18 protein-coding genes and 2 pseudogenes are annotated in these 18114 nt (G+C 58.0%); 11 read left to right on the forward strand and 9 right to left on the reverse strand.

All coding sequences use genetic code 11. The features are described 5' to 3' along the window. The 3 genes and pseudogenes from ACP5J3_RS03505 to ACP5J3_RS03515 form a co-directional block, all read right to left on the reverse strand. Positions 1-578 (reverse strand): annotated as a pseudogene (locus ACP5J3_RS03505) (AAA family ATPase); the annotation flags it as partial. Between the two features lie 141 nt (positions 579-719). Continuing rightward, positions 720-2804, reverse strand: a pseudogene (locus ACP5J3_RS03510) (hypothetical protein); the annotation flags it as partial. A 69-nt stretch (positions 2805-2873) separates the two neighbouring features. Then, positions 2874-4610: a CAP domain-containing protein gene (locus tag ACP5J3_RS03515; protein ID WP_428494383.1), complete on the reverse strand. Its 1737-nt coding sequence runs from the start codon at positions 4608-4610 to the stop codon at positions 2874-2876. Between the two features lie 44 nt (positions 4611-4654). Between ACP5J3_RS03515 and ACP5J3_RS03520 the strand changes: the two genes are divergently transcribed. Continuing rightward, entirely contained in the window at positions 4655-5536 is an 882-nt protein-coding gene (locus tag ACP5J3_RS03520) for a hypothetical protein (RefSeq protein WP_428494384.1), read from the forward strand. Here the strand turns inward: ACP5J3_RS03520 and ACP5J3_RS03525 are convergent. Both ACP5J3_RS03525 and ACP5J3_RS03530 read right to left on the reverse strand, forming a co-directional pair. Further along, the gene (locus tag ACP5J3_RS03525) at positions 5533-6252 is read right to left on the reverse strand and encodes an isopentenyl phosphate kinase (protein ID WP_428494385.1); all 720 of its coding nucleotides are present in this window, start codon (positions 6250-6252) and stop codon (positions 5533-5535) included. The two genes, ACP5J3_RS03520 and ACP5J3_RS03525, sit on opposite strands and share 4 nt — an antisense overlap. Beyond that, entirely contained in the window at positions 6252-7256 is a 1005-nt protein-coding gene (locus tag ACP5J3_RS03530; protein ID WP_428494386.1) for a polyprenyl synthetase family protein, read from the reverse strand. Before ACP5J3_RS03530 ends, ACP5J3_RS03525 begins: the two co-directional genes overlap by 1 nt. Before the next feature lie 43 nt (positions 7257-7299). On the opposite strand from ACP5J3_RS03530, the gene ACP5J3_RS03535 reads away from it, so the two are divergent. The 5 genes from ACP5J3_RS03535 (at position 7300) to ACP5J3_RS03555 (ending at position 10483) form a co-directional block, all read left to right on the forward strand. After that, the gene (locus ACP5J3_RS03535; RefSeq protein WP_428494387.1) at positions 7300-8040 is read left to right on the forward strand and encodes a DUF92 domain-containing protein; all 741 of its coding nucleotides are present in this window, start codon (positions 7300-7302) and stop codon (positions 8038-8040) included. A gap of 23 nt (positions 8041-8063) precedes the next feature. After that, positions 8064-8477: a secondary thiamine-phosphate synthase enzyme YjbQ gene (locus ACP5J3_RS03540; protein WP_428494388.1), complete on the forward strand. Its 414-nt coding sequence runs from the start codon at positions 8064-8066 to the stop codon at positions 8475-8477. A gap of 97 nt (positions 8478-8574) precedes the next feature. Next, entirely contained in the window at positions 8575-8907 is a 333-nt protein-coding gene (locus tag ACP5J3_RS03545) for a hypothetical protein (protein WP_263245601.1), read from the forward strand. A gap of 3 nt (positions 8908-8910) precedes the next feature. Further along, positions 8911-9765, forward strand: coding sequence for an AIR synthase related protein (locus ACP5J3_RS03550; RefSeq protein ID WP_428494389.1), 855 nt, complete (start codon positions 8911-8913; stop codon positions 9763-9765). Positions 9766-9778: 13 nt separating this feature from the next. After that, the gene (locus tag ACP5J3_RS03555; RefSeq protein ID WP_428494390.1) at positions 9779-10483 is read left to right on the forward strand and encodes a hypothetical protein; all 705 of its coding nucleotides are present in this window, start codon (positions 9779-9781) and stop codon (positions 10481-10483) included. On the opposite strand, the gene rpiA is transcribed toward ACP5J3_RS03555, so the two are convergent. Next, positions 10480-11151 (reverse strand): ribose-5-phosphate isomerase RpiA, encoded by a 672-nt coding sequence (rpiA, locus tag ACP5J3_RS03560; RefSeq protein ID WP_428494391.1) that lies wholly within the window; start codon positions 11149-11151, stop codon positions 10480-10482. The genes ACP5J3_RS03555 and rpiA overlap by 4 nt on opposite strands. 32 nt (positions 11152-11183) lie before the next feature. Next, positions 11184-11567 (reverse strand): CBS domain-containing protein, encoded by a 384-nt coding sequence (locus ACP5J3_RS03565; protein WP_428494392.1) that lies wholly within the window; start codon positions 11565-11567, stop codon positions 11184-11186. A gap of 97 nt (positions 11568-11664) precedes the next feature. On the opposite strand from ACP5J3_RS03565, the gene ACP5J3_RS03570 reads away from it, so the two are divergent. Next, positions 11665-13518 (forward strand): aldehyde ferredoxin oxidoreductase N-terminal domain-containing protein, encoded by a 1854-nt coding sequence (locus ACP5J3_RS03570; protein WP_428494393.1) that lies wholly within the window; start codon positions 11665-11667, stop codon positions 13516-13518. 63 nt (positions 13519-13581) lie between these two features. Here ACP5J3_RS03570 and ACP5J3_RS03575 read toward each other — a convergent pair whose 3' ends face one another. Together ACP5J3_RS03575 and ACP5J3_RS03580 are read right to left on the reverse strand one after the other, a co-directional pair. Then, positions 13582-13932 carry a NifB/NifX family molybdenum-iron cluster-binding protein gene (locus ACP5J3_RS03575; RefSeq protein WP_428494394.1) on the reverse strand — a complete coding sequence of 117 codons (351 nt, stop codon included), beginning with the start codon at positions 13930-13932 and terminating at the stop codon, positions 13582-13584. Between the two features lie 29 nt (positions 13933-13961). Continuing rightward, complete coding sequence (locus ACP5J3_RS03580) at positions 13962-14933, reverse strand: 2-hydroxyacid dehydrogenase (protein ID WP_428494395.1); 972 nt, start codon at positions 14931-14933, stop codon at positions 13962-13964. 87 nt (positions 14934-15020) lie between these two features. Between ACP5J3_RS03580 and ACP5J3_RS03585 the strand changes: the two genes are divergently transcribed. The 4 genes from ACP5J3_RS03585 to porB are packed head-to-tail and all read left to right on the forward strand — an operon-like array spanning position 15021 to position 17975. Continuing rightward, positions 15021-15548, forward strand: coding sequence for a 2-oxoacid:acceptor oxidoreductase family protein (locus tag ACP5J3_RS03585; RefSeq protein ID WP_428494396.1), 528 nt, complete (start codon positions 15021-15023; stop codon positions 15546-15548). Continuing rightward, positions 15545-15856, forward strand: coding sequence for a 4Fe-4S binding protein (locus ACP5J3_RS03590; RefSeq protein ID WP_428494397.1), 312 nt, complete (start codon positions 15545-15547; stop codon positions 15854-15856). The genes ACP5J3_RS03585 and ACP5J3_RS03590 overlap by 4 nt, the downstream gene beginning before the upstream one ends. After that, positions 15856-17034 (forward strand): transketolase C-terminal domain-containing protein, encoded by a 1179-nt coding sequence (locus ACP5J3_RS03595; RefSeq protein WP_428494399.1) that lies wholly within the window; start codon positions 15856-15858, stop codon positions 17032-17034. Before ACP5J3_RS03590 ends, ACP5J3_RS03595 begins: the two co-directional genes overlap by 1 nt. Next, the gene (porB, locus tag ACP5J3_RS03600) at positions 17031-17975 is read left to right on the forward strand and encodes a pyruvate synthase subunit PorB (RefSeq protein WP_428494398.1); all 945 of its coding nucleotides are present in this window, start codon (positions 17031-17033) and stop codon (positions 17973-17975) included. Before ACP5J3_RS03595 ends, porB begins: the two co-directional genes overlap by 4 nt. Positions 17976-18114 lie beyond the last annotated feature (139 nt).

The raw sequence follows: 18114 nt of genomic DNA on the forward strand, positions 1-18114 counted from the left end.
GGATGTCTAAGAGGAAGCTCCACAAGCTCACGAATCTTCTGCTTAGCATCCTCCAAATCACCAATATCCTCCCAGGTGACCCTGGGGATTGTGAGCTCAGCCTCCTTCACCGGCTCCTCGCGCACAGTCACCTCTGTGTCTATGGAGACGTACGCCGCGGGCCCCGGCTGCACCTGGACCACTACGAATCTAATGGCGCCTCCGTAGAAGGGTACGTCTATGGCTTGTCCTCTGGCTACTGGCTTGCCTAGTAGTATCTGTTTTTTGAGATATTCGGGGTCTACCCGGACCGGCTCTGTGGGGGCTAGCACCACTCTCTGGGCGGCTTTAAGCACGGCCTTCCTCACCTTGACTGTGTCGCCTATCCCCACCCCCGCGTTTTGTCTAATAATACCGTCCATTCTAATAACCTCCTTGTCCTCGTCTTCGGGGTAGGCGGGCCACACCTGGGCGTAGGCAGACTTCCTCCCAATAATCTCCACATAATCCCCAGGCTCAATCCCCAACTTCTTCATCACCCTAACAGGAACCCTCACAATAGAGCGGCCGACATCCCGAGGTCTGGCATCGGCAACCATTAGGAAATGGCCAGGTGGCTCCTTGGCCTCAGCAGAAGCGTCGGCGACTTCTAGTGCTTTATCAGCTTGCTTTCCAGCAACGGCCTCTTCCTTTTGAATAACAATTTCTGTGCTATGCGAGACGTATGCCGGGTTAGGCTCCACGTGTGTTACTAAGAACCTAAACGCTCCGCCTCGAAACGGGATTTCTATCTTTTGATTTAGATACACCGCCTTGCCAAGAAACGCATCTCTTATGGATTCGGCATCTACCGCACCAAGTCCCTTTTGCTTCAGCACGACTTTTACGGCGGGCCCCAAGACGGCCCTTTTCACTTCAACCGTGTCGCCAATTTTGACTCCTATGTTTTGTCTCATAACGTAGTCCATTCTAATGATTTCTCTACCTTCGTCATTAGTGTAAGTCCTCTGCACTTGCGCATAGGCGATCTTTTTTCCGGCAACTTCCACGTAATCGCCTGGCTTGATTTTCAGTCTTTCCATTATATAAGAGGGTATCAACACCACGTTGCCGCCCACGTGGTGTGGCTCAACGTCGGCAACAGTTAGCTCCACTACTTCGTCTCCGTCGCTGCGCGAGTGCTGGCTCTGCACGTGTAGATGGAGAGTGGACGGCTCCCCTCCCTTACTACCGTGTCTAGAATCTTGCTGGACTCTACTCAGCTGTTGACTAAATTGCGGTATGTCCCTTAGTATGTCGAGTATTTCTGGGGGCTTTATTTCTCTAGTGTCTATGTCTACTGCGGTGGCTGTGTACTTCAGCTTCTCCCTAAGTACGGCGGCTACGTAGCTCTTGGCTTTTTCATAATCGTCGAGTTCTCTCAGCGCCTTTGAGAAGCCAAGCCACGTCAGCGAAGCCACGTGGGCAGGAAGTAGCCTCCCCCTCTGGTACTGAGCGGCAAAGTAGGCGTACTCACGCAGGAAATCCACGTCGCGAGACAAGTCAACTCCGCGGGCCGCTCTCGGCCTCGCCCCGCCGATCCGCCTAGAGAAGAGTCTTAGGAGGACGTCTGCCAGTAGTGGAGATCTCCTCTCGGCGTATAGATGGACTATGTTGTGGAGCATGGTGAGACCTGGGGGCAACTCCCCCAGCCCTCGGTAGTACTGCGCCCATGCTGGGATTGCCTTGAGGCTGACCCCCTCCACTGTGTAGTTAAGCGCGGCGATATCCACACCCGAGCCAGCAAAAGCCTCTCTCACCCCGTCCACAGTCATCGAAGCTATGTAGGAACCCATGTCTCCTTTTACAGCCTCGGCAATCTTCCGGGCGGTTTCGTCGCCCCCCAGCGCCAGCATCACCAGCCTCTCTACTGAATGAGCCTCCAGCTCCCCGGCGGCTCTGTCGGCCACTCTGCCCTCGGCCTGCTGGGCGCAGTGGATAAGCTCGTGGGCGAAGACCGCCGGGGAGTACGTCTTGTAGGCGACGCCGCACCCCTCCCCCAAGCCCTCCGCCGACATATCCACGGCGTAGCCCTCCACCACCGCCACGTCGAAACTTGTAAACCGCCGCCAGTTCTGCCACTGGTAATCTACGATGTATATGGGATACCTCTTCACGCTTTCGTACAGCTGAGCCACTGCCGAGAAGACGCGCCACTTGTCCTCCTCGACAAAAACCATGCCGATGGGTTGGTAAAGCGCGGCGCGGGACAAGACGTTGACAACGGCGGCGCCCGGGACAACCAACTCACCATCCTCCACCACCAGCTCCAAGTCGGCTGTGTCCCACGGCGCCAGCTCCTTAAGGACTCTATTCACCCCCTCGTCACACGTCTCCTCCACACCCCAGCTCCTAAGCAAAACCGCCACCTCCCCCGTCCCAAGCCGCTCCACAGCTCTTTCTAGATAGGCGCAAGGCCCGCCACCAACATAGGACTGAAGCATTATGTAAACATCATGTGAAAGCACTATCCGCCTCCGCCCAGCCCTCCCCCTCGGCACGTCGACGTGGGGGCGCGGCGCCAGGACGCCGGCCCTGGCGGCTGTCTTAACAGCTGTAAGGACCTCTTCTTCAGAGGCCTTAACGCGATTTAGATCCAGTATGCCCTTGATTCTAGAGGCGATGTAGCTCAACAACCTCTCATCGACACCGCAACCCTCCCGCAGAGCCTCCTCGATATAGAGCCTTGCGATGTAAGAAAGTTCCGAGAAGTCGGGGACGCCGCCCCTCCACCTAGCCACAGCACTAATCAAATACTGGTCGCCAGAGCTGGGCAGACAAGACATTGTATTAAGGCAACACGCCGGTTTAAAAAAGTCGCCAGTACGGTACACAGAGGACGGCGGCGAAGCGGCTTATCCCTCTATGGCGTAGTTCAGCACTTCACAGTGCTTCAGTCTGTTTTCTCCCCCGGGCGCCATCGGGCTCCACTTAACGCCGGTGGGGGCGGCGAATATGACCACCGTGGCTATATAGCCAGGGGGCGGTCTGTACCTGAATTTGAGGTCGACGAGCCAGCCGTTGCTGGTCTTCACTACGGTGTACGTGTCTGCGTAGATCGTCTGCACGTCTGGGTAGTATTCTCGCGTATTTGGGAGCAACACGCCTGCGCAGAGCTTCCCCACGCTGTAGGACCGCTTGTTGTAGTTCGCCGGGTCAGGCTTGTCGCAGTAGATAAAGACTGGGTAGAACTGTCTGCCGTCGGACAGCGCGTCCGGCGGGGGGAGCTTGACGTATCCCTTGACGCGGAACACGCCATCAGCGTAGACAGGCCCCTCTATCCAGGACGCCCACCATGAGATCATGTACACAACTGCGTATACGTTAGAGCCGTTTCTCGCCACTGCCACCGCCACGTAGTTATTGCACGGGTCAAGGAGGGAGTCTCTGTGGCCCCACTGGGAGTCGGCGTCGTCGTAAATCATGGACCTTATCATGCGCTCGCCCTCCTCGGCATTTAGGCTCCTGCACCCGTAGCACGCATAGATGTTCTCCTCAACGGCGTAGAGGCCGCCGTCGAGCCTAGTGTAGTAGTACACGGGGTGCCGCCCCTCGCGGTCGTAGTGAGATAGGTAGTTTTTCTCCGCCATGTACCCAGCCCTGAAGCCGGGCACCTTCAGCGTATACAGAGGCGTGGCTGGCGGTATACCCATTGACGCCCGCTCTCTGTTGAGCGCCTCCACCGTGCCGTTTATGAACCCATACACGTCGTCGAAGAGCCCCTCCCTACTGATGGTGTCTATGAGGAGCTCCAGAGGGAGACCGCCGGTGTAGATGATGATCAGCACTAAAAACCCTAAAACTGTAAACACAGTGTTTAAGGTGCTGGCGTACCGTTTGGTTTTTGTCATCGGCGGGGCTCTCCGCGGCTCTTTCCGGCTGACGGCCTCGGCCGCAACTGGCCGCCTAATCCTGACCAAGTTGGGGAAAATTTGGCGCAACACCTGCAACACGTCCTCCCTCGTGCCGTGGAGGTAGGCGCGGTAGGTCTTGAACCTGTCTATGCCCGCCCTCTCCAGGGCCTCTGTTATGTAAGTAAAGGCGGCTGACGCCCCGTCACATCCGTTTTCCTTCCCCTCTTCAATAAATGTGTAGACGACGTGGGCAATTCTGCTGACCAACTGCCAGTCGTCTAGCAGATGCGCCTTGGCCATGACCTCTCTAAGCTCCATAATAGCCCTGACGAAGCAACTCTCCGCGTCGGCCGCCGCTGGCCTCTTGACGGCGGCCTGCCGGACGTGCGGCTCGCCGTACGTCCCCCTCTTCGCCTCTTCTACAGAGACGGGCCTCCTCAGCTCTATCAGGTGGGGAAATATGTCGCGGAGAATTTCTACAACCTCCTCCCTCGTCCCGTGAAGATACGCCCGGTACGGCTTGAAAAGATCTACGCCGGCTTTTTTCAGCGCCTCCGCCACATAGTGCCTGGCCGCGGAGGCCCCGTCGCAACCCCCCTCCCTCCCCTCCTCAATAAATGTCCAGATAACCGACGCCACTCTGCTAACCAACTGCCAATCCTCCAAAGCGTGTATCTTAGCAACTACGCTGTCCAGCTCTGCAAATGCCCTTGTAAAACAGCCGTCGAACTGACCCACTATGCTTAGTAGCAACATTTTTAAAATTCTAGTCTATCGACAATATGACAAACTACGTCAAGCTTGGATCGCTAGTTATCATCACCAGCTTCATTCTACTCCTGGCTTTGTTGGGCCTCCTCATAGCCGGCCAGACGTCTACTGTATTTGCAACAGCGATACTTGTTGGCGTGCTCAATATAGCTGGCTTCGTCTTCCTAGCGCTGGGCTTGAGAGGCTACGGCAGAGTAGGCGCCGTCCTCTACCTAGCTGGCGTGTTGCTAGCTGTGTTTGTGCTCTCCACTCCACTAGATCTATTTCAAAAAGCTCTACTAGCCATCCCACTGAGCCTAGCCGCGCTCGCGGGCCTGGTCCTCACCAGCATAGCACTCATAAAAACCAGAGAAGCCCTGGCCAAGACCGCAGGCGCCTTGCTTATCGCAAGCCTCGCCATACTGGTATTCGCCGAAATCGGCTATATACTTTGGACACCACTTCCTCAACCTCTACCCCAACCTGGCTCTAGTGGCTCTTCGAGTTTTAGTGATGTTGTTGGGGTGTCTACTGCCTACGTCTTCTTCAACGGGTCTGTTTCGCGGGGGGTGTCTCAGCTGTATGGCGACGCCTATGTCTACGTCGTGGCTTACCAACCCGGCGTGGCGCTTCCAGACGCCGTAGCTAGGCAGATAGCACTAGACGCCGGGGAGAAGCCAGTGTACATACTGCCGATACCCATCTACAACACACCCATCAACCCAGAAGACTACATAGACACAATCCCCACCAACACCAAAAACCCAGTGATACTGCTCACATACCCACTAAACAAATTTGCGACGGTGCAGACCTGGCTCCAGCAGATACAAAACAAATTCGGCCAGCTACAAAGCAACTACATCAGAATAGAACTAAGCGCAGGACAGCCAAAAAGCATCAGATTTTTCTAAAGGGGCTTGATTGCTGTGCAGTTCCTGGGTTCGCCGCCGTTTAGTATCTCTCTGAGCGATGCCCGGTCTGTTATTGAGCAGTAGTAGACCGGGGCGCCTAGCCTGGCTATTGCGAGTCCTGCCTCTATTTTTTTCCTCACGCCGCCTGTGACGTCTATACCTGCGGTGCCCTCCACCTCGACGTCTCCTCTGATTACCTCAATTTTCCTCGCGCCGGGGGTGTTGGGAGGCGCCGTGTATATTCCGTCTACGTTCATGAGGAATAACACGGCCCTGGGCTTCAGCAATTTTGCAAGCTCCACCGCGATGTCGTCGCCGCTGATGACGACGTACCCGTCGTCGGACGGCACAATGTCGCCGTGGAGGAGGGGGTACATGCCGTGTCTAACGGCGTGGGTCACGACCTCCGGCCTCGCCAGCGTCTTCCCCCAGAAGACGTCGCTGGGCTCGACGGGCAGTGCGGCGACGCCAGCCTGCGCCAGCTCCTCCACGACGTAGGCGGTGAGTCTCCTAAGCGCCGCTTTTGTATAGGCAATGCCCAGGGGGGTGAGGCCGAATGCTTTGACGTGGGGATGGGCGAAGGACCCGGCGCCGTGTATCAACACGGCCGGGACGCCCCTTATCTCCGCGGCCACGGAGGCGACTCTGCCTCTGATGTAGGTGTATGGCCTCGTCTTGTCCGTAATGGCGGAGCCGCCGAATTTTACGATGAACATTAGTACTGCCTTTCAAGTATGAAGTTGAGGAGCTCCTTGAGGACGGCGTTGTTGGGGAGCTTAGCTAGGTGTCTCTCAGCCTCGTCTCTATAGCGCCGGGCCATCTCCAGCGCCTCCTCCCTGGCGCCCACCGAGTCTAGGAGGGCAACTGCCTCCCTCACATCTGCCTCGCCGACGCTGTGTTTTGCCAGGATTGAGAGTAGCCTCTCTCTCCCCTCGGGCGCTAGCCTCGACAGCGCGATGACCACCGGCGCGTTGCCCCTCTTGTGCTCTTTAATGTCTTTGCCTATCTCTTTGCCGAATTTCTTCGGGTCGCCGTATATGTCCAGCACGTCGTCGATTATCTGGAAGGCGATCCCGGCGTTGAGGCCGAAGCTCCAGGCGGCGTCGGCCAGGGATGGGTCGTCGCTTACGGACATCACGCCCCACTTCGCGGCGGCGGCGATTAAAACCCCGGTCTTCAGCGACACCATCTTCACATAGTCCTCCACAGACACCTCCCTCCTCCTCGCCTTGACGAAGTAGGGGTCTTCCCTCCCGGCGTATTCAAACAAAATGTCCAGCCTCTCCCCCTCGTCTATCGCCTTTATGACCTTGGCGACTTCCCTCGCGAACAAAACGGGCTTGGGCGTGTCTAAAACAGCCTCTTCAATCGCCTCGCGGTACCATATCCCTATCAAAATTGCGGCGTTGTCACCGTAGGCCTTTCTAACGGTAGGTAGCCCCCTCCGGACGTCGCCGCGGTCAATTATGTCGTCGTAGATAAGGGAGTAGTTGTGTATAAGCTCTACAATTGCGGCGGCGGGGAGAGCCGGCCTCCAGTCTCCCGACACAGCCTCGGCGGCGGCTAGGGTCAGAAGGGGCCTAAGCCTCTTCCCCCCGGTCTTGACTTGGTACAGCACCTCCTCGCGGAAGTCCTGCGAGAGGTCTATGGCGAGGTAGCGCTCCAAGGCCCTCTCGACGGCCTCTCCGTATTTTGCATGTAGCGCCGAGACTATGTCCATGCGTTGTGGGAAACTAATAAATATATATACTGTAACACCGCCGATGGATATATACCTCTTCGCAGTGCCCTCCATCACCGCGCTCGCCTTTCTAGCGCTGAGGAAGGGCTACTTGACGCTCAGGGGGGCCATCTCGGCTGCGGTTGTGGGGTCGGCCGTGGCGGTGGCGCACCTCGGCTTATTCCTCCTCCTGACCTTCTTCTTCTTGACGTCCTCCGTCTTCACCAAGCTGAGGGCTGAGTGGAAAAGAGAGATGGGTCTTAAAGACGTCTCGGGGAGGTCGCTGAGGCAGGTGGCGGGCGTGGGGACACCTATTGCGTTGTTTGCAGTGCTCTACGTCTTGTCTGGCGACGTGCGGCTTTTAGGGGCGGCGGCCGTGGCGGTGGCGGTGGCGACTGCCGATACGTGGGCTAGCGAGCTAGGCGTTGCGTACGGCGGGGTGCCTCGCTACGTCCTCGCTCCGTGGAGGCGGGTTGACCCCGGCGTCTCCGGGGGGGTCACCGCTGTGGGAATCGCCGCCTCCGCCGCCGGAGCCTCGACGGTGGCGGTGTTGTCTCAGCTACTCGGCGTGGGCGGCCCCCTCTTGACAGTGGCCCTCCTGGGGTACCTCGGCGAGTTTTTAGACAGCGTCCTCGGCGCCACCCTCCAGGCGAAGTACCTATGCGGCGGGAAAATCGCCGAGTTGCCGGCGCCGGGGTGTAAGAGGAGGGGTTTTCTATCTAACGAGGCTGTGAACTTGGTGAGCGGCCTCACGGCCGGCTTTCTATATCTACTAATCGTTTAAATACTCGGCGGAGTGGAGGACACGTGAAGGTGTACGTAGAGGAGTTTCACGTGTCTACCAAGTCGCGTGAGGAGGTGGTAGTAATTACGGCACAGGTTGAGCGGATTGTGGAGAGGAGCGGCGTGAAAAACGGCCTGGCTTTGATATACGTGCCGCACGCCACCGCCGTGGTGACCGCAAACGAAAACGAGCCGCGTCTCAAAGAGGACATTTTGAACAAGGTCAGGGCGCTTTTCCCCCGGGGGGCGGGGTATCGGCACGACGAGATAGACGACAACGCCAACGCACATCTAGCCAACGTTTTTCTAGGGTTTCACGTCGTCATGCCCGTGGTAAACGGCAGACTGAGGAGAGGCACGTGGCAGGACGTCATGCTGATTGAGATGGACGGGCCTAGGGCTAGGCGTGATGTAGTTGTGGTGGTTATGGGGGAATAAAAGCCTGGGGGTGAATACAGGAATATTGCAGGTAAAGGGATATCACATAGAGGTGGAGTTGTTTAGTGAAGTTAAATTTCTCCCGGGGGGTAGCTTCATGAATCATCGTTTTAATCTCTCAGACTTCAAAACTGTGTTGAAGACGGTGTACATGGGCATGAGGAAAATCGTAGGAGAGGCAAGGGGGTCCTGCGTGTCGTTTACCCCGCGGAAAGTTTTAGAATTCGGCGGCGTGGACACAACGGCGCCGGTGGCCCTCACCTTAGTGAAGCACATACTTGAAAAGCTGGTGGAGGCCGGCTACATGCAGAGAGACGACTCTAGGGCTAGGACTAGGTATGTTTTGTGTAAAAACTCGCCTCTGTGGCAGAGGCTGAGGGGCGGCGACGCGGAGGCCCTGGCCCTCATAGAGGCGGCGGCTGGCGAGTAGCGAGTGGACGAGAAGAGCTTTCTCAAGCGCCTCCAACAGGAGCTGGGGGTAGAGGACAACGACGTCGCGTACCTAAACGGGGTGGTGCTTAAAATAGACGGCTCCGCGGCCTCCACCTCAAAACTCCCCTTCCAGACGTGGAGCGACTTCGGCTGGCGCAACGTGGCGGCCGCCGTCAGCGACCTCCGGGTGAAGTACGCCGAGCCCCGCCACCTCGCGGCCTCCGTCACAGCCCCCAGCCTCGACATAGCCTCCGAAGTCATCGAAGGCGTAAGAGAGGCGTCGCGCCGCTTCTCAGTGGCTTACGTAGGCGGGGACTTGAACCAAGGAGGTGACGTGGTGGTAGACGTCGCCGTTGTGGGCATCCCCCGCCGCAGGCTGGGGAGGGTCCCCCAGCCAGGTAACCTGCTTATTACAATACCAGAATTCGGCTACACCGCCATCGCCTACAGATTCTGGCACCTGGATCACCCGGCGGCGAGGAGGGGGGTGGAGATCCTCAGAAGGCCCGCCCCCGATTGGCCGCTCCCCCCGGCTGACTGCGTCACCGCCAGCATGGACTCCTCCGACGGGCTCGCAGACGTGTTGTGGACCATGGCGCAGGGCGTCGACATAGTGGTGAAGGAGTTGCCAACTACAGAGGAGGTTAGGGAATTCGCCGCGGCCCACGGCCTCTCTTTAGAGGAGCTTGTGTTTAACGGCGGCGAGGAGTTCCTCCCCGTCTTCGCCGTGGAGCCCCAGTGCCGTGTAGAGCCGCCATATGTGGCGTTTGCCTACGTGGCAGAGGGGAGCGGCCACGTCTGGTGGAGAAGAGAGTTGCTGAGGTGGCGGGGCTGGGCGTACTTCAGGAGGCCATAAATCCCCCAGATTTGTGTGGTGGGCCCTCTACTTCACAGTAGCCGCGGTGCTTCTCCTAGCGGTGGCTGGCATCTTCGCCGTCCTCGACGGCGCATATAGAGAGGCGCTGGAGGCGTATCGCCTAGCGAAATTTGCTCTGGATCAGTGGAGCTCCCTGGCCTCCCAGCTCAACTCTACGGTGTGCCTAGCGGCGGAGACTCTTGCGAAAAGGGCGGTGGCTGAGCTGGACGCAGAGGTGTACAGAAGCCTAGGGCCCGTGTTTAGCAGAGCCATGGAGGAGGTTAGAAACAAGTCGCTCCTAAAGAGGCTTAACTACAGCTGGGGGTTCAGCGGCGACGTATTTCAGTGGAACGTCACCTTTCTCAGGCGCGGAGCCAGAGGGGTGGTGGACTGGCTGAGGCCCACTCTTCTGATAAACAGCGTGAAGAACATAAAATCAGCTAGCTTTGACCTCACCCAGTCAACGGTGGAGGACACCCTGAGGCAGTATCTGCCGAAAAACGCCACCTTGAGAGGGGTCGTTTACGGATATCTATACGGCAACGGGACGTACAGCGGCTATCTCACGGGGGAGTACAACCTCACCGACAAAACTCCACTGCGCTGTCTAAAAGGCTCGCTGTCTGTGTCCTTCACCGCGACGCACTACGCCACACTAACGACTAACAGCACTGCCTCCTCGGTCTACATCTACTACGAGGTAGACATCGAGAATTAGAGCTGAGTTATCGACCCGTCGGGCCTAGCCACGAGCACAACGGCGTCGCGCCTCCTAGCGAACACGCCGCTCTCCAGAACCCCCGGTATTTCTTTCAACTCCTCCTCAATTGAGGGATCCACGGGGCCGGGGGGTACCCAGTCAACTATGTAATTCCCGTTGTCTGTAACCACAGGCCCCAGCTTGCCTCCGTCGGTTCTAAGCCTCGCGGCGCCGCCGTACCTCTTCTCAATCTGCCTAGCCACGAATCTCCACGCCCACGGCAGGACCTCCACAGGAACGGGGTTTCTACCCGGTATCCTCTCGACCAGCTTATGCTCCTCCACAAGCACCACAAACCTCTCCGCCGCGTAGTCCACAATCTTCTCCCTCAGCAAAGCGCCCCCCTTCCCCTTGAGCAACGTCTTGTCTCTAGCCACCTCGTCCGCTCCGTCCACCGCCAAATCTACCCTATCCACAGCCCACATGGGGCGCAACCTATCGCCCAGGCCGACCTCGTGGGCGAGCACCTCACTGTCTGCGGAGGTGGGGACCAGCAACACGCCGTCTATATTAATCTCGGCCAGCGCCTTGATAAATTCACGTGCAGTAGTGCCGGAGCCCAGCCCCACCACCATGCCGCTCTTTACATACTTTACAGCCTCTCTAGCAAGCAGTGTCTTCAACATGGCCGGGGGAAACTCCGGGTAAAAAATAGGTTTTAGGGAAACGCCTCAGCTGCCACAAGCGCCCTCAGGACGTCTCTTATACTAATTACGCCGATGAGCCGCCCGCCCTCCACCACGGGCATATGTCTAATGTTGTTCTCAATCATCTTAACCGCGGCAGACACCACGGAGTCCTCTGGCGACGCCGTGATTAGGTTCTTACGCGCCACGTTCTCCAGCGGAGTCTTTAGATCCACCTCCTGAGCCAGGAACCTCACCACGTCGCGCTCTGTGACGATGCCGACGGGGCGCCCCGACCTATCTAAAACAACTACACTACCCACATTAGCGGCGTACATCTTAGCAACGGCGCATTCAATAGGCTCGTCCCCAAAGCAATAAACAATCTTGTCGTGGATCAATTCGCGGACTTTCACAACTAAAAACTTTCGCCGGATATATAAGTATTACCCTAGTGAAATGAGTACACTCAGCAATAACGAAAAAAATATTAGGTAACACCCGCCTCCCCTCGTGATCGTATTTGAGATAAACGTAGAAAGCGGTGAGGTGAGGAGGCGGGAGTTGGAGTCCACAGGCCCGCTGGATCTGGCGCTCGCCATACATAAAGAGCGCGAGACCTGGCGCCTAGATCCCCTGGCGCCGGAGGCTCCGGTGGTCTTCGGCATGGGGCCTTTCGTCGGCGGGAAGCTACACGGAGTGCACAGATTGATATTCGTCTTCAAAAGCCCCCAGACCAAGACGCTACACGTATCCGCCCTCGGAGGGGCGGCTTACAAAGCCATGGGAATGGGGGCCCACGCGGTTGCCATAGTGGGGAGGGCCCCGAGGCCCACAGCCCTCTTAATCGCAGGTGGCGAGGTGAAGCTCGCCGAGGCGGAGCCAGGGGACGCATATGAAGTAGCCCGAAGGCTCTACGCCGCCCACAGAGAATTTTTCGTAGAAAACGACGCGAGGGTGCTGGCGGTGGGCCCCGCGGCTTTCACCACGTACAACGGCGCCGTGGTCTCCATAGATATAGACGCGAAAAGGGGAGAGTTTAGGCTGGGCGCCGAGGACTTCGCCGCTAGAGGAGGCCCGGGCACTGCCCTGGCCCAGGGGCACAACGTCGTTGCTGTCGCCGTGGGGGGCTTGAAAAAGCCTCTCTACCAAAAGGTCGCAGACGCCGAAGCAATAAACCAGATATTCAAGACGAAAATGGGCAAGCCCTACCTAGAGGTGCTCAACGAAAAGACTGTGAAGTACAGATACGACCCCAAGATGGGGACGGGGGGCACCTTCGGGGTAAACTACCCGCACTACCGCGACCTGCTACCCCTCTTCGGCTACAAATCCATCTACATGACCAAGGAGGAGAGGGTAAAGCACGCAGATCTGGTGCTGGAGCTCTTCTGGAAGCCCTTCCAGGTTGAGGTGTTTGAAAAGGCGAGGAGCTGGTACAACTGCGGAGAGCCCTGCCCCGTCGTTTGTAAAAAAGTGTGGCGCGGCAAGAAGGTGGACTACGAGTCCTTCCACGCCGTGGGTCCTTTCATAGGCAACTACATATTCCAGGAGGCGGTGCCGCTGGTGGACAAAATCGACCGCCTAGGCCTAGACGCCATAGAGACAGGCCACCTAGTGGCGTGGCTCTTCGACGCGGTGCACGCCGGCCTGCTGAAGCCGGAGGAGGTGGGGCTGAGCGACGTGCCGGCCTTCGACCCAGCCGCCTTCAAGCCGGTGGAGGACTCTAGGAAAAACGCAAAGCTTGCAGGCGAGCTGATAGAAGGCTTTGTAAACAACTCCACAGAGGTCCTCGCCCTAGTGGCTAGACACGGCATTAGAAAAGCCGCGCGGGAGCTGGAGAGGCGCCACCCCGACAGAGTGAGGGCCACCGGCTACAGATTTAGAGACCTCGCTGTATACGCCGCGTACGGCACAGAGGGGTACATGACGCCGAACTTCTACTGGGCCCCCGGCTTGATAGGACCCATGTACATACAGGGGCGCTACTGGACAAACTACAACCCCACCTTCATGCCGCCCGAAGACTTCGCCAAGTCATCCTACGAACGCGCCGTCGCAGAGGCCTACATAGACAACGCAGGCATCTGCAGGTTCCACAGAGGCTGGGCCGAGCCGGTGCTCAAGGAGCTCTACACCCTAGCCGGCTTAAAACCCCCCACCCCCCAGCTCTACCGCGACATAGCCTACTACGCCAAGCTAGCCGGCGCAGAGCCGATGCCTTGGGAAAGCAAAAGAGCCAGAGACCTAGTCTCCACCCTCGCCCGCGAACTCGGCGCAAAGGAGTGGAAATTCGAAGACTACGACGACTACTACGAGTGGTGGGTTAGGTACAAAGAAGCCCTAGACAAACTGATATTCAGCTAGGAGCATCGCCGTTCACAACCAGAAGAGGAGAGATCTTACGTCAATGTATTCGGCATGAAACGCCTAGTGATGCCTTGGCTTGTGTGCCAGCTCGGCTGGAAACTCTTTCAACTCTCCTCTTTGGAATTTTTCTAGAACCTCACGTAGAGTGGCCCCCTCCGCTAGGTATATGCGTACGCCCTTGTTTCTAAAGACGTGGTATGCCGGCCTCCCAATCTCTCTAGTAATGACGACGTCGGGGCCCAGGCTGAGTATCTCCTCCCACCTGTGGCCCCTCCCCCTTATAACCTCCCCATTGCTGAAAATCTTCACCTGTCTCCCCTCAACAACCGCGAAGTATGGCGCGTGTCCAAACTCGTCGGAGACTGGGGAGTCCCAGCCCCTGTTTTCCTCCACCGGCACCAGTATACGCATGTCCACAAGTCGTCTCCCCTTTTTAAAAACTACACCGAGTATATGGCCCTGCCGGTTTTGAAAAACGACACCACGTTCCCAGCCGCCAGCTCCGCCATCCTCCGCCGAGTCTCCACAGTCGCCGAGCCGATATGTGGAGTCAACACCACGTTATCCATAGACGCCAGCCTGTGCCCAGCAGGCAGAGGCTCCACGTCAAACACGTCAAGAGCAGCCCCCGCCAAGACCCCCGTCTCGAGGGCCTCCACCAAGGCGTCTGTATCCACTAGGCCGCCCCGCGCCACGTTGACGAAATACGCCCCCCTCTTCATCCTTTGAAACCTCTCCCGGTTGAAAAAGCCCCTGGTCTCCGGAGTCAGCGCCATTGTCACAATGACGAAGTCGCTGGTGGCCAGGAGCTCGTCTAGCTCTACATATGAGATGCCGAGGGCGAACTCGGCCTCCGGCTTCCTCCTCCTACTCCAGTACACCACCTCCACGCCGAACCCCACCAGCCTACGTGCAATAGCCGAGCCAATGCTCCCGAGGCCTACAATGCCGGCGCGCTTCCCCCGGAGGTCGACCCCCATGAGGCTCCCCCAGACGGCCTCCGCGGCGCCGCTCCTAATGAGGCGGTCACCCAGCGCTATCCTCCTCGCAATCGCCAGCAGGAGGCCGACGGCTAGATCGGCGACGGCATCCACCAAGACGTAAGGAGTGTGGGCCACCACGACACCCCTCTTCCTGGCGTACTCCACGTCTATGTGATCTACACCCACCGACGCCGTGGAGACGATCTTCAGGGCGGCCCCCGCGTCTAAAACCTCCCTATCCACCACATCTCCGATGAATATAACCAACGCCTCGCACCTCCTCGCCGCCTCTATCAACACCGACTTGGGCACCCCCCTTGTGGACCAGGGAGAGCCGCCGTGGCGATACACCTCGACACGGCCAACCTCCTCAAGCTTTTTATACATAGACTCGGGAAACCCCTCCCGCGATACGAATATACACCTCACGACGGCGGCTTGTCTGCTACTAAAAATTTAGCATTTCTGCATAAGCCGAAAAAGATAAGGTTAAATAATGGAAAATAAAGTATCCCCATGGGAGTAGTGGAAATTAGGTTTCACGGACGGGGCGGCCAGGGTATGGTCACTGCGGCGCAGGTCCTCGCCACCGCGGCGATTCTAGAAGGCAAATATGCACAAGCCTTCCCAGAGTTCGGCCCCGAGCGCAGAGGCGCCCCCGTCAAGTCCTACCTACGGATCTCGGACAGGCCTATATACATCAGAGAGCCGGTGCTCCACCCAGACGTAATAGTGGTGGCCGACCAGTCGCTATTCGGCGCAGAGAACCCCCTAGAAGGCGCCAAGGACACCTCCATACTTGTGGTAAACGGCGTCTACAAAGCCCCAATAAAGACCTACTACGTAGACGCAACCACCCTAGCTATCAAGGTGTTGGGCAGACCCATAGTAAACACCGCCCTAATCGGGGCCGTGGTGAAGGCCACGGGAGTTGTATCGCTTGAAGCCGTAGCCGAGGCTTTGAAGAAGTACTTCACCGGGAGGCTCTACGACCTCAATGTAAAACTTGTACAAATGGCCTACCAAGAAACTGTGGGGCTATGAGCCTGCCGAAAGCCACCGAGCTTCCCATAGGCGCCGTAGTGACGGAGCCCGGCTCAACAAGGCGCTACTCAACCGCGGGCTGGAGGACTTTGAAGCCGGTGATACACGACGACAGATGCGTCAGGTGTCAGCTATGCTGGCTCTACTGCCCGGAGGGCACCATCGCCGAGGTCAGAGGCGTCTTCAAAGTGGGGGGCAGGACATACGACGTGAAGTACGAAATAATATACGACTACTGCAAGGGCTGTGGCATATGTGCAAACGAGTGCCCCACCAAGGCGATTGAAATGGTCCCCGAGGCGCCATGATGCAGATACAGAAAACTAGAAAAATCGAGGCGCTGACAAGCAACTACGCCGTGGCTTACGCCGTGAAGGCCGCCGACGTGGACGTAATAGCCGTCTATCCCATAACCCCCCAGACCACGATCGTGGAGAAGCTCTCCGAATTCGTAGCCAACGGCGAGCTAAACGCCGAGCTTATACACGTGGAGTCGGAGCACTCCGCCCTATCAGCCGTTGTGGGCGCCTCCGCCGCCGGGGCCAGGGTCTTCACCGCCACCTCCAGCCAGGGGCTGGAGCTAGCCCACGAGGTGTTGCACATAGCCAGCGGCATGAGGCTACCCATCGTCATGGCCGTCCCCACCAGAGCGGTCTCCGCGCCGATTAGCATACACAACGACTACGGCGACGTGATGAACGCCCGCGACGTCGGCTGGGTGATATACATAGCCGCATCCGCCCAGGAGGTGTACGACACGGTGATACAGGCATACCGCCTCGCCGAGAGGGCCCTGCTCCCAGTCATTGTGGCCTACGACGGCTTCCTCATGTCCCACACAGTGGAGCCCGTGGAGCTAAACGACGAGGAAGAGGTGAGGAAATTCCTCCCACGCACCCCCAGGCCCTACACGCTAAACCCCAGGCGTCCGGTGACCATGGGGCCTCTGACGTCCCCCGACTGGTACTACGAATTTAAGTACCAGCAGGTACTCGCCCTCCAGGAGGCGTACAAAATCGCCAAGGATGTAGACGCGGAGTACAGCCGCGCCTTCGGCAGAGGCTACGGCGTCGTAGAGGCCTACAGAATGGAAGACGCCGACTACGCAATAGTGACCTACGGCGGCGCGGCCTACGGAAACGCCAAGGCGGCCGCCGACTTGGCCAGGGAGAGGGGAATAGCCGCGGGCGTGGTGAGAATTAGGCTCTACCGCCCATTCCCCACGGCAGACGTCTTGAAGGCGGTAAGCGGCGTGAAGGCCTTGGCTGTTCTAGACAGGGCGATAATGTTCGGAGGCCCCGCCGAGGGCCCCCTCTACAGAGACGTGGCAACAGCCATGTATATGAGCGGGCTGGATAAGCCCGCGGTGAATGTAATCCACGGCATCGGGCAACGCACAATGTACGTAGAGGATCTGTACAAGATATATACAATGCTGAGAGAGGGGCCTAGGAAAGAGGTGGTCTTCATGGGTGTGAGGATATGAAGGTGTACTACAAGACCCTGAGAGATCTGCCGCGGGAGGAGCTCTTCGCGCCTGGCCACAGGATGTGCGCCGGGTGCGGCGCCGCCATCGCCATGAGGTGGATAACCAAGGTCGTCGGACCCAACGCGGTGATTGCAAACGCGACTGGGTGTGTGGAGGTGACCACTACGCCGTATCCTGAGACGGCGTGGATGCACCCCTACATCCACGTGGCGTTTGAAAACTCCGCCGCCGTGGCGTCGGGCGTGGAGGCCGCCATAAAGACGCTGAGGAGGAAGGGGCTGTGGGACGCCGGCGACACTAAGGTGGTGGTCATCGCGGGGGACGGCGGCACCTACGACATCGGGCTCCAGTCCCTCAGCGGGATGCTGGAGAGGAGACACGGCGTCCTCTACATACTCTACGACAACGAGGCTTATATGAACACGGGCATACAGCGTAGCGGCTCCACGCCCAAATACGCCTGGACCACCACCACCCCCGTAGGCGCCGCCGTGAGAGGCAAAATCCAGTGGAAAAAAGACATCGTCGGCATCGTAATGGCCCACAGAGTCCCATACGCCGCGACCGCCAGCATATCCCACATATTAGACATGGCAAACAAGATCAAGACCGCGCTGGAGTATACAGCAGAGGGCCCCACATTTCTCCACATCTTCGCCCCCTGCGTCCCCGGCTGGAGGTACCCCGAAAACAAGACAGTGGAGGTGGCGAGACTGGCCGTAGAGACGGGCTACTTCCCCCTCTACGAGTGGGACCACGGCAAGCTGAGGCTAAACCCCCCAAGCAACAGCCACATAGACAAGACAAAGAGAAAGCCGCTCAAAGAGTTCCTCAAACTACAAGGCAGATTCGCCCACCTCACAGAAGAGGAAATCGCCGAGCTCGAAAAAGAACTAGACGCCTACTGGCAGTACCTAGCCAAACTACAAACACTCTAAACCCACAGCCACAGGTTTATAAACAGACGCCACAATCCACACATGTCCATCGACCTCAAGATGCTTGAGGAGGTGGTGGAGAGGGCTGTCAAGAGGGCGCTGGAGGAGGCCCGTAGCGAGGAGATGAAGGCAGTGGCCG

It is taken from the genome of Pyrobaculum sp. (genome assembly GCF_049971835.1).
Taxonomy (GTDB): Archaea; Thermoproteota; Thermoprotei; order Thermoproteales; family Thermoproteaceae; genus Pyrobaculum.

Bases quoted from the DNA above. Each gene is read 5' to 3' on its own strand.
- ACP5J3_RS03520 (WP_428494384.1), top strand. From the start codon at position 4,655: ATGACAAACTACGTCAAGCTTGGATCGCTAGTTATCATCACCAGCTTC.
- ACP5J3_RS03525 (WP_428494385.1), bottom strand. From the start codon at position 6,252: ATGTTCATCGTAAAATTCGGCGGCTCCGCCATTACGGACAAGACGAGG.
- ACP5J3_RS03530 (WP_428494386.1), bottom strand. From the start codon at position 7,256: ATGGACATAGTCTCGGCGCTACATGCAAAATACGGAGAGGCCGTCGAG.
- ACP5J3_RS03535 (WP_428494387.1), top strand. From the start codon at position 7,300: ATGGATATATACCTCTTCGCAGTGCCCTCCATCACCGCGCTCGCCTTT.
- ACP5J3_RS03545 (WP_263245601.1), top strand. From the start codon at position 8,575: ATGAATCATCGTTTTAATCTCTCAGACTTCAAAACTGTGTTGAAGACG.
- rpiA (WP_428494391.1), bottom strand. From the start codon at position 11,151: ATGTTGAAGACACTGCTTGCTAGAGAGGCTGTAAAGTATGTAAAGAGC.
- ACP5J3_RS03575 (WP_428494394.1), bottom strand. From the start codon at position 13,932: ATGCGTATACTGGTGCCGGTGGAGGAAAACAGGGGCTGGGACTCCCCA.
- ACP5J3_RS03585 (WP_428494396.1), top strand. From the start codon at position 15,021: ATGGGAGTAGTGGAAATTAGGTTTCACGGACGGGGCGGCCAGGGTATG.
- ACP5J3_RS03590 (WP_428494397.1), top strand. From the start codon at position 15,545: ATGAGCCTGCCGAAAGCCACCGAGCTTCCCATAGGCGCCGTAGTGACG.
- ACP5J3_RS03595 (WP_428494399.1), top strand. From the start codon at position 15,856: ATGCAGATACAGAAAACTAGAAAAATCGAGGCGCTGACAAGCAACTAC.
- porB (WP_428494398.1), top strand. From the start codon at position 17,031: ATGAAGGTGTACTACAAGACCCTGAGAGATCTGCCGCGGGAGGAGCTC.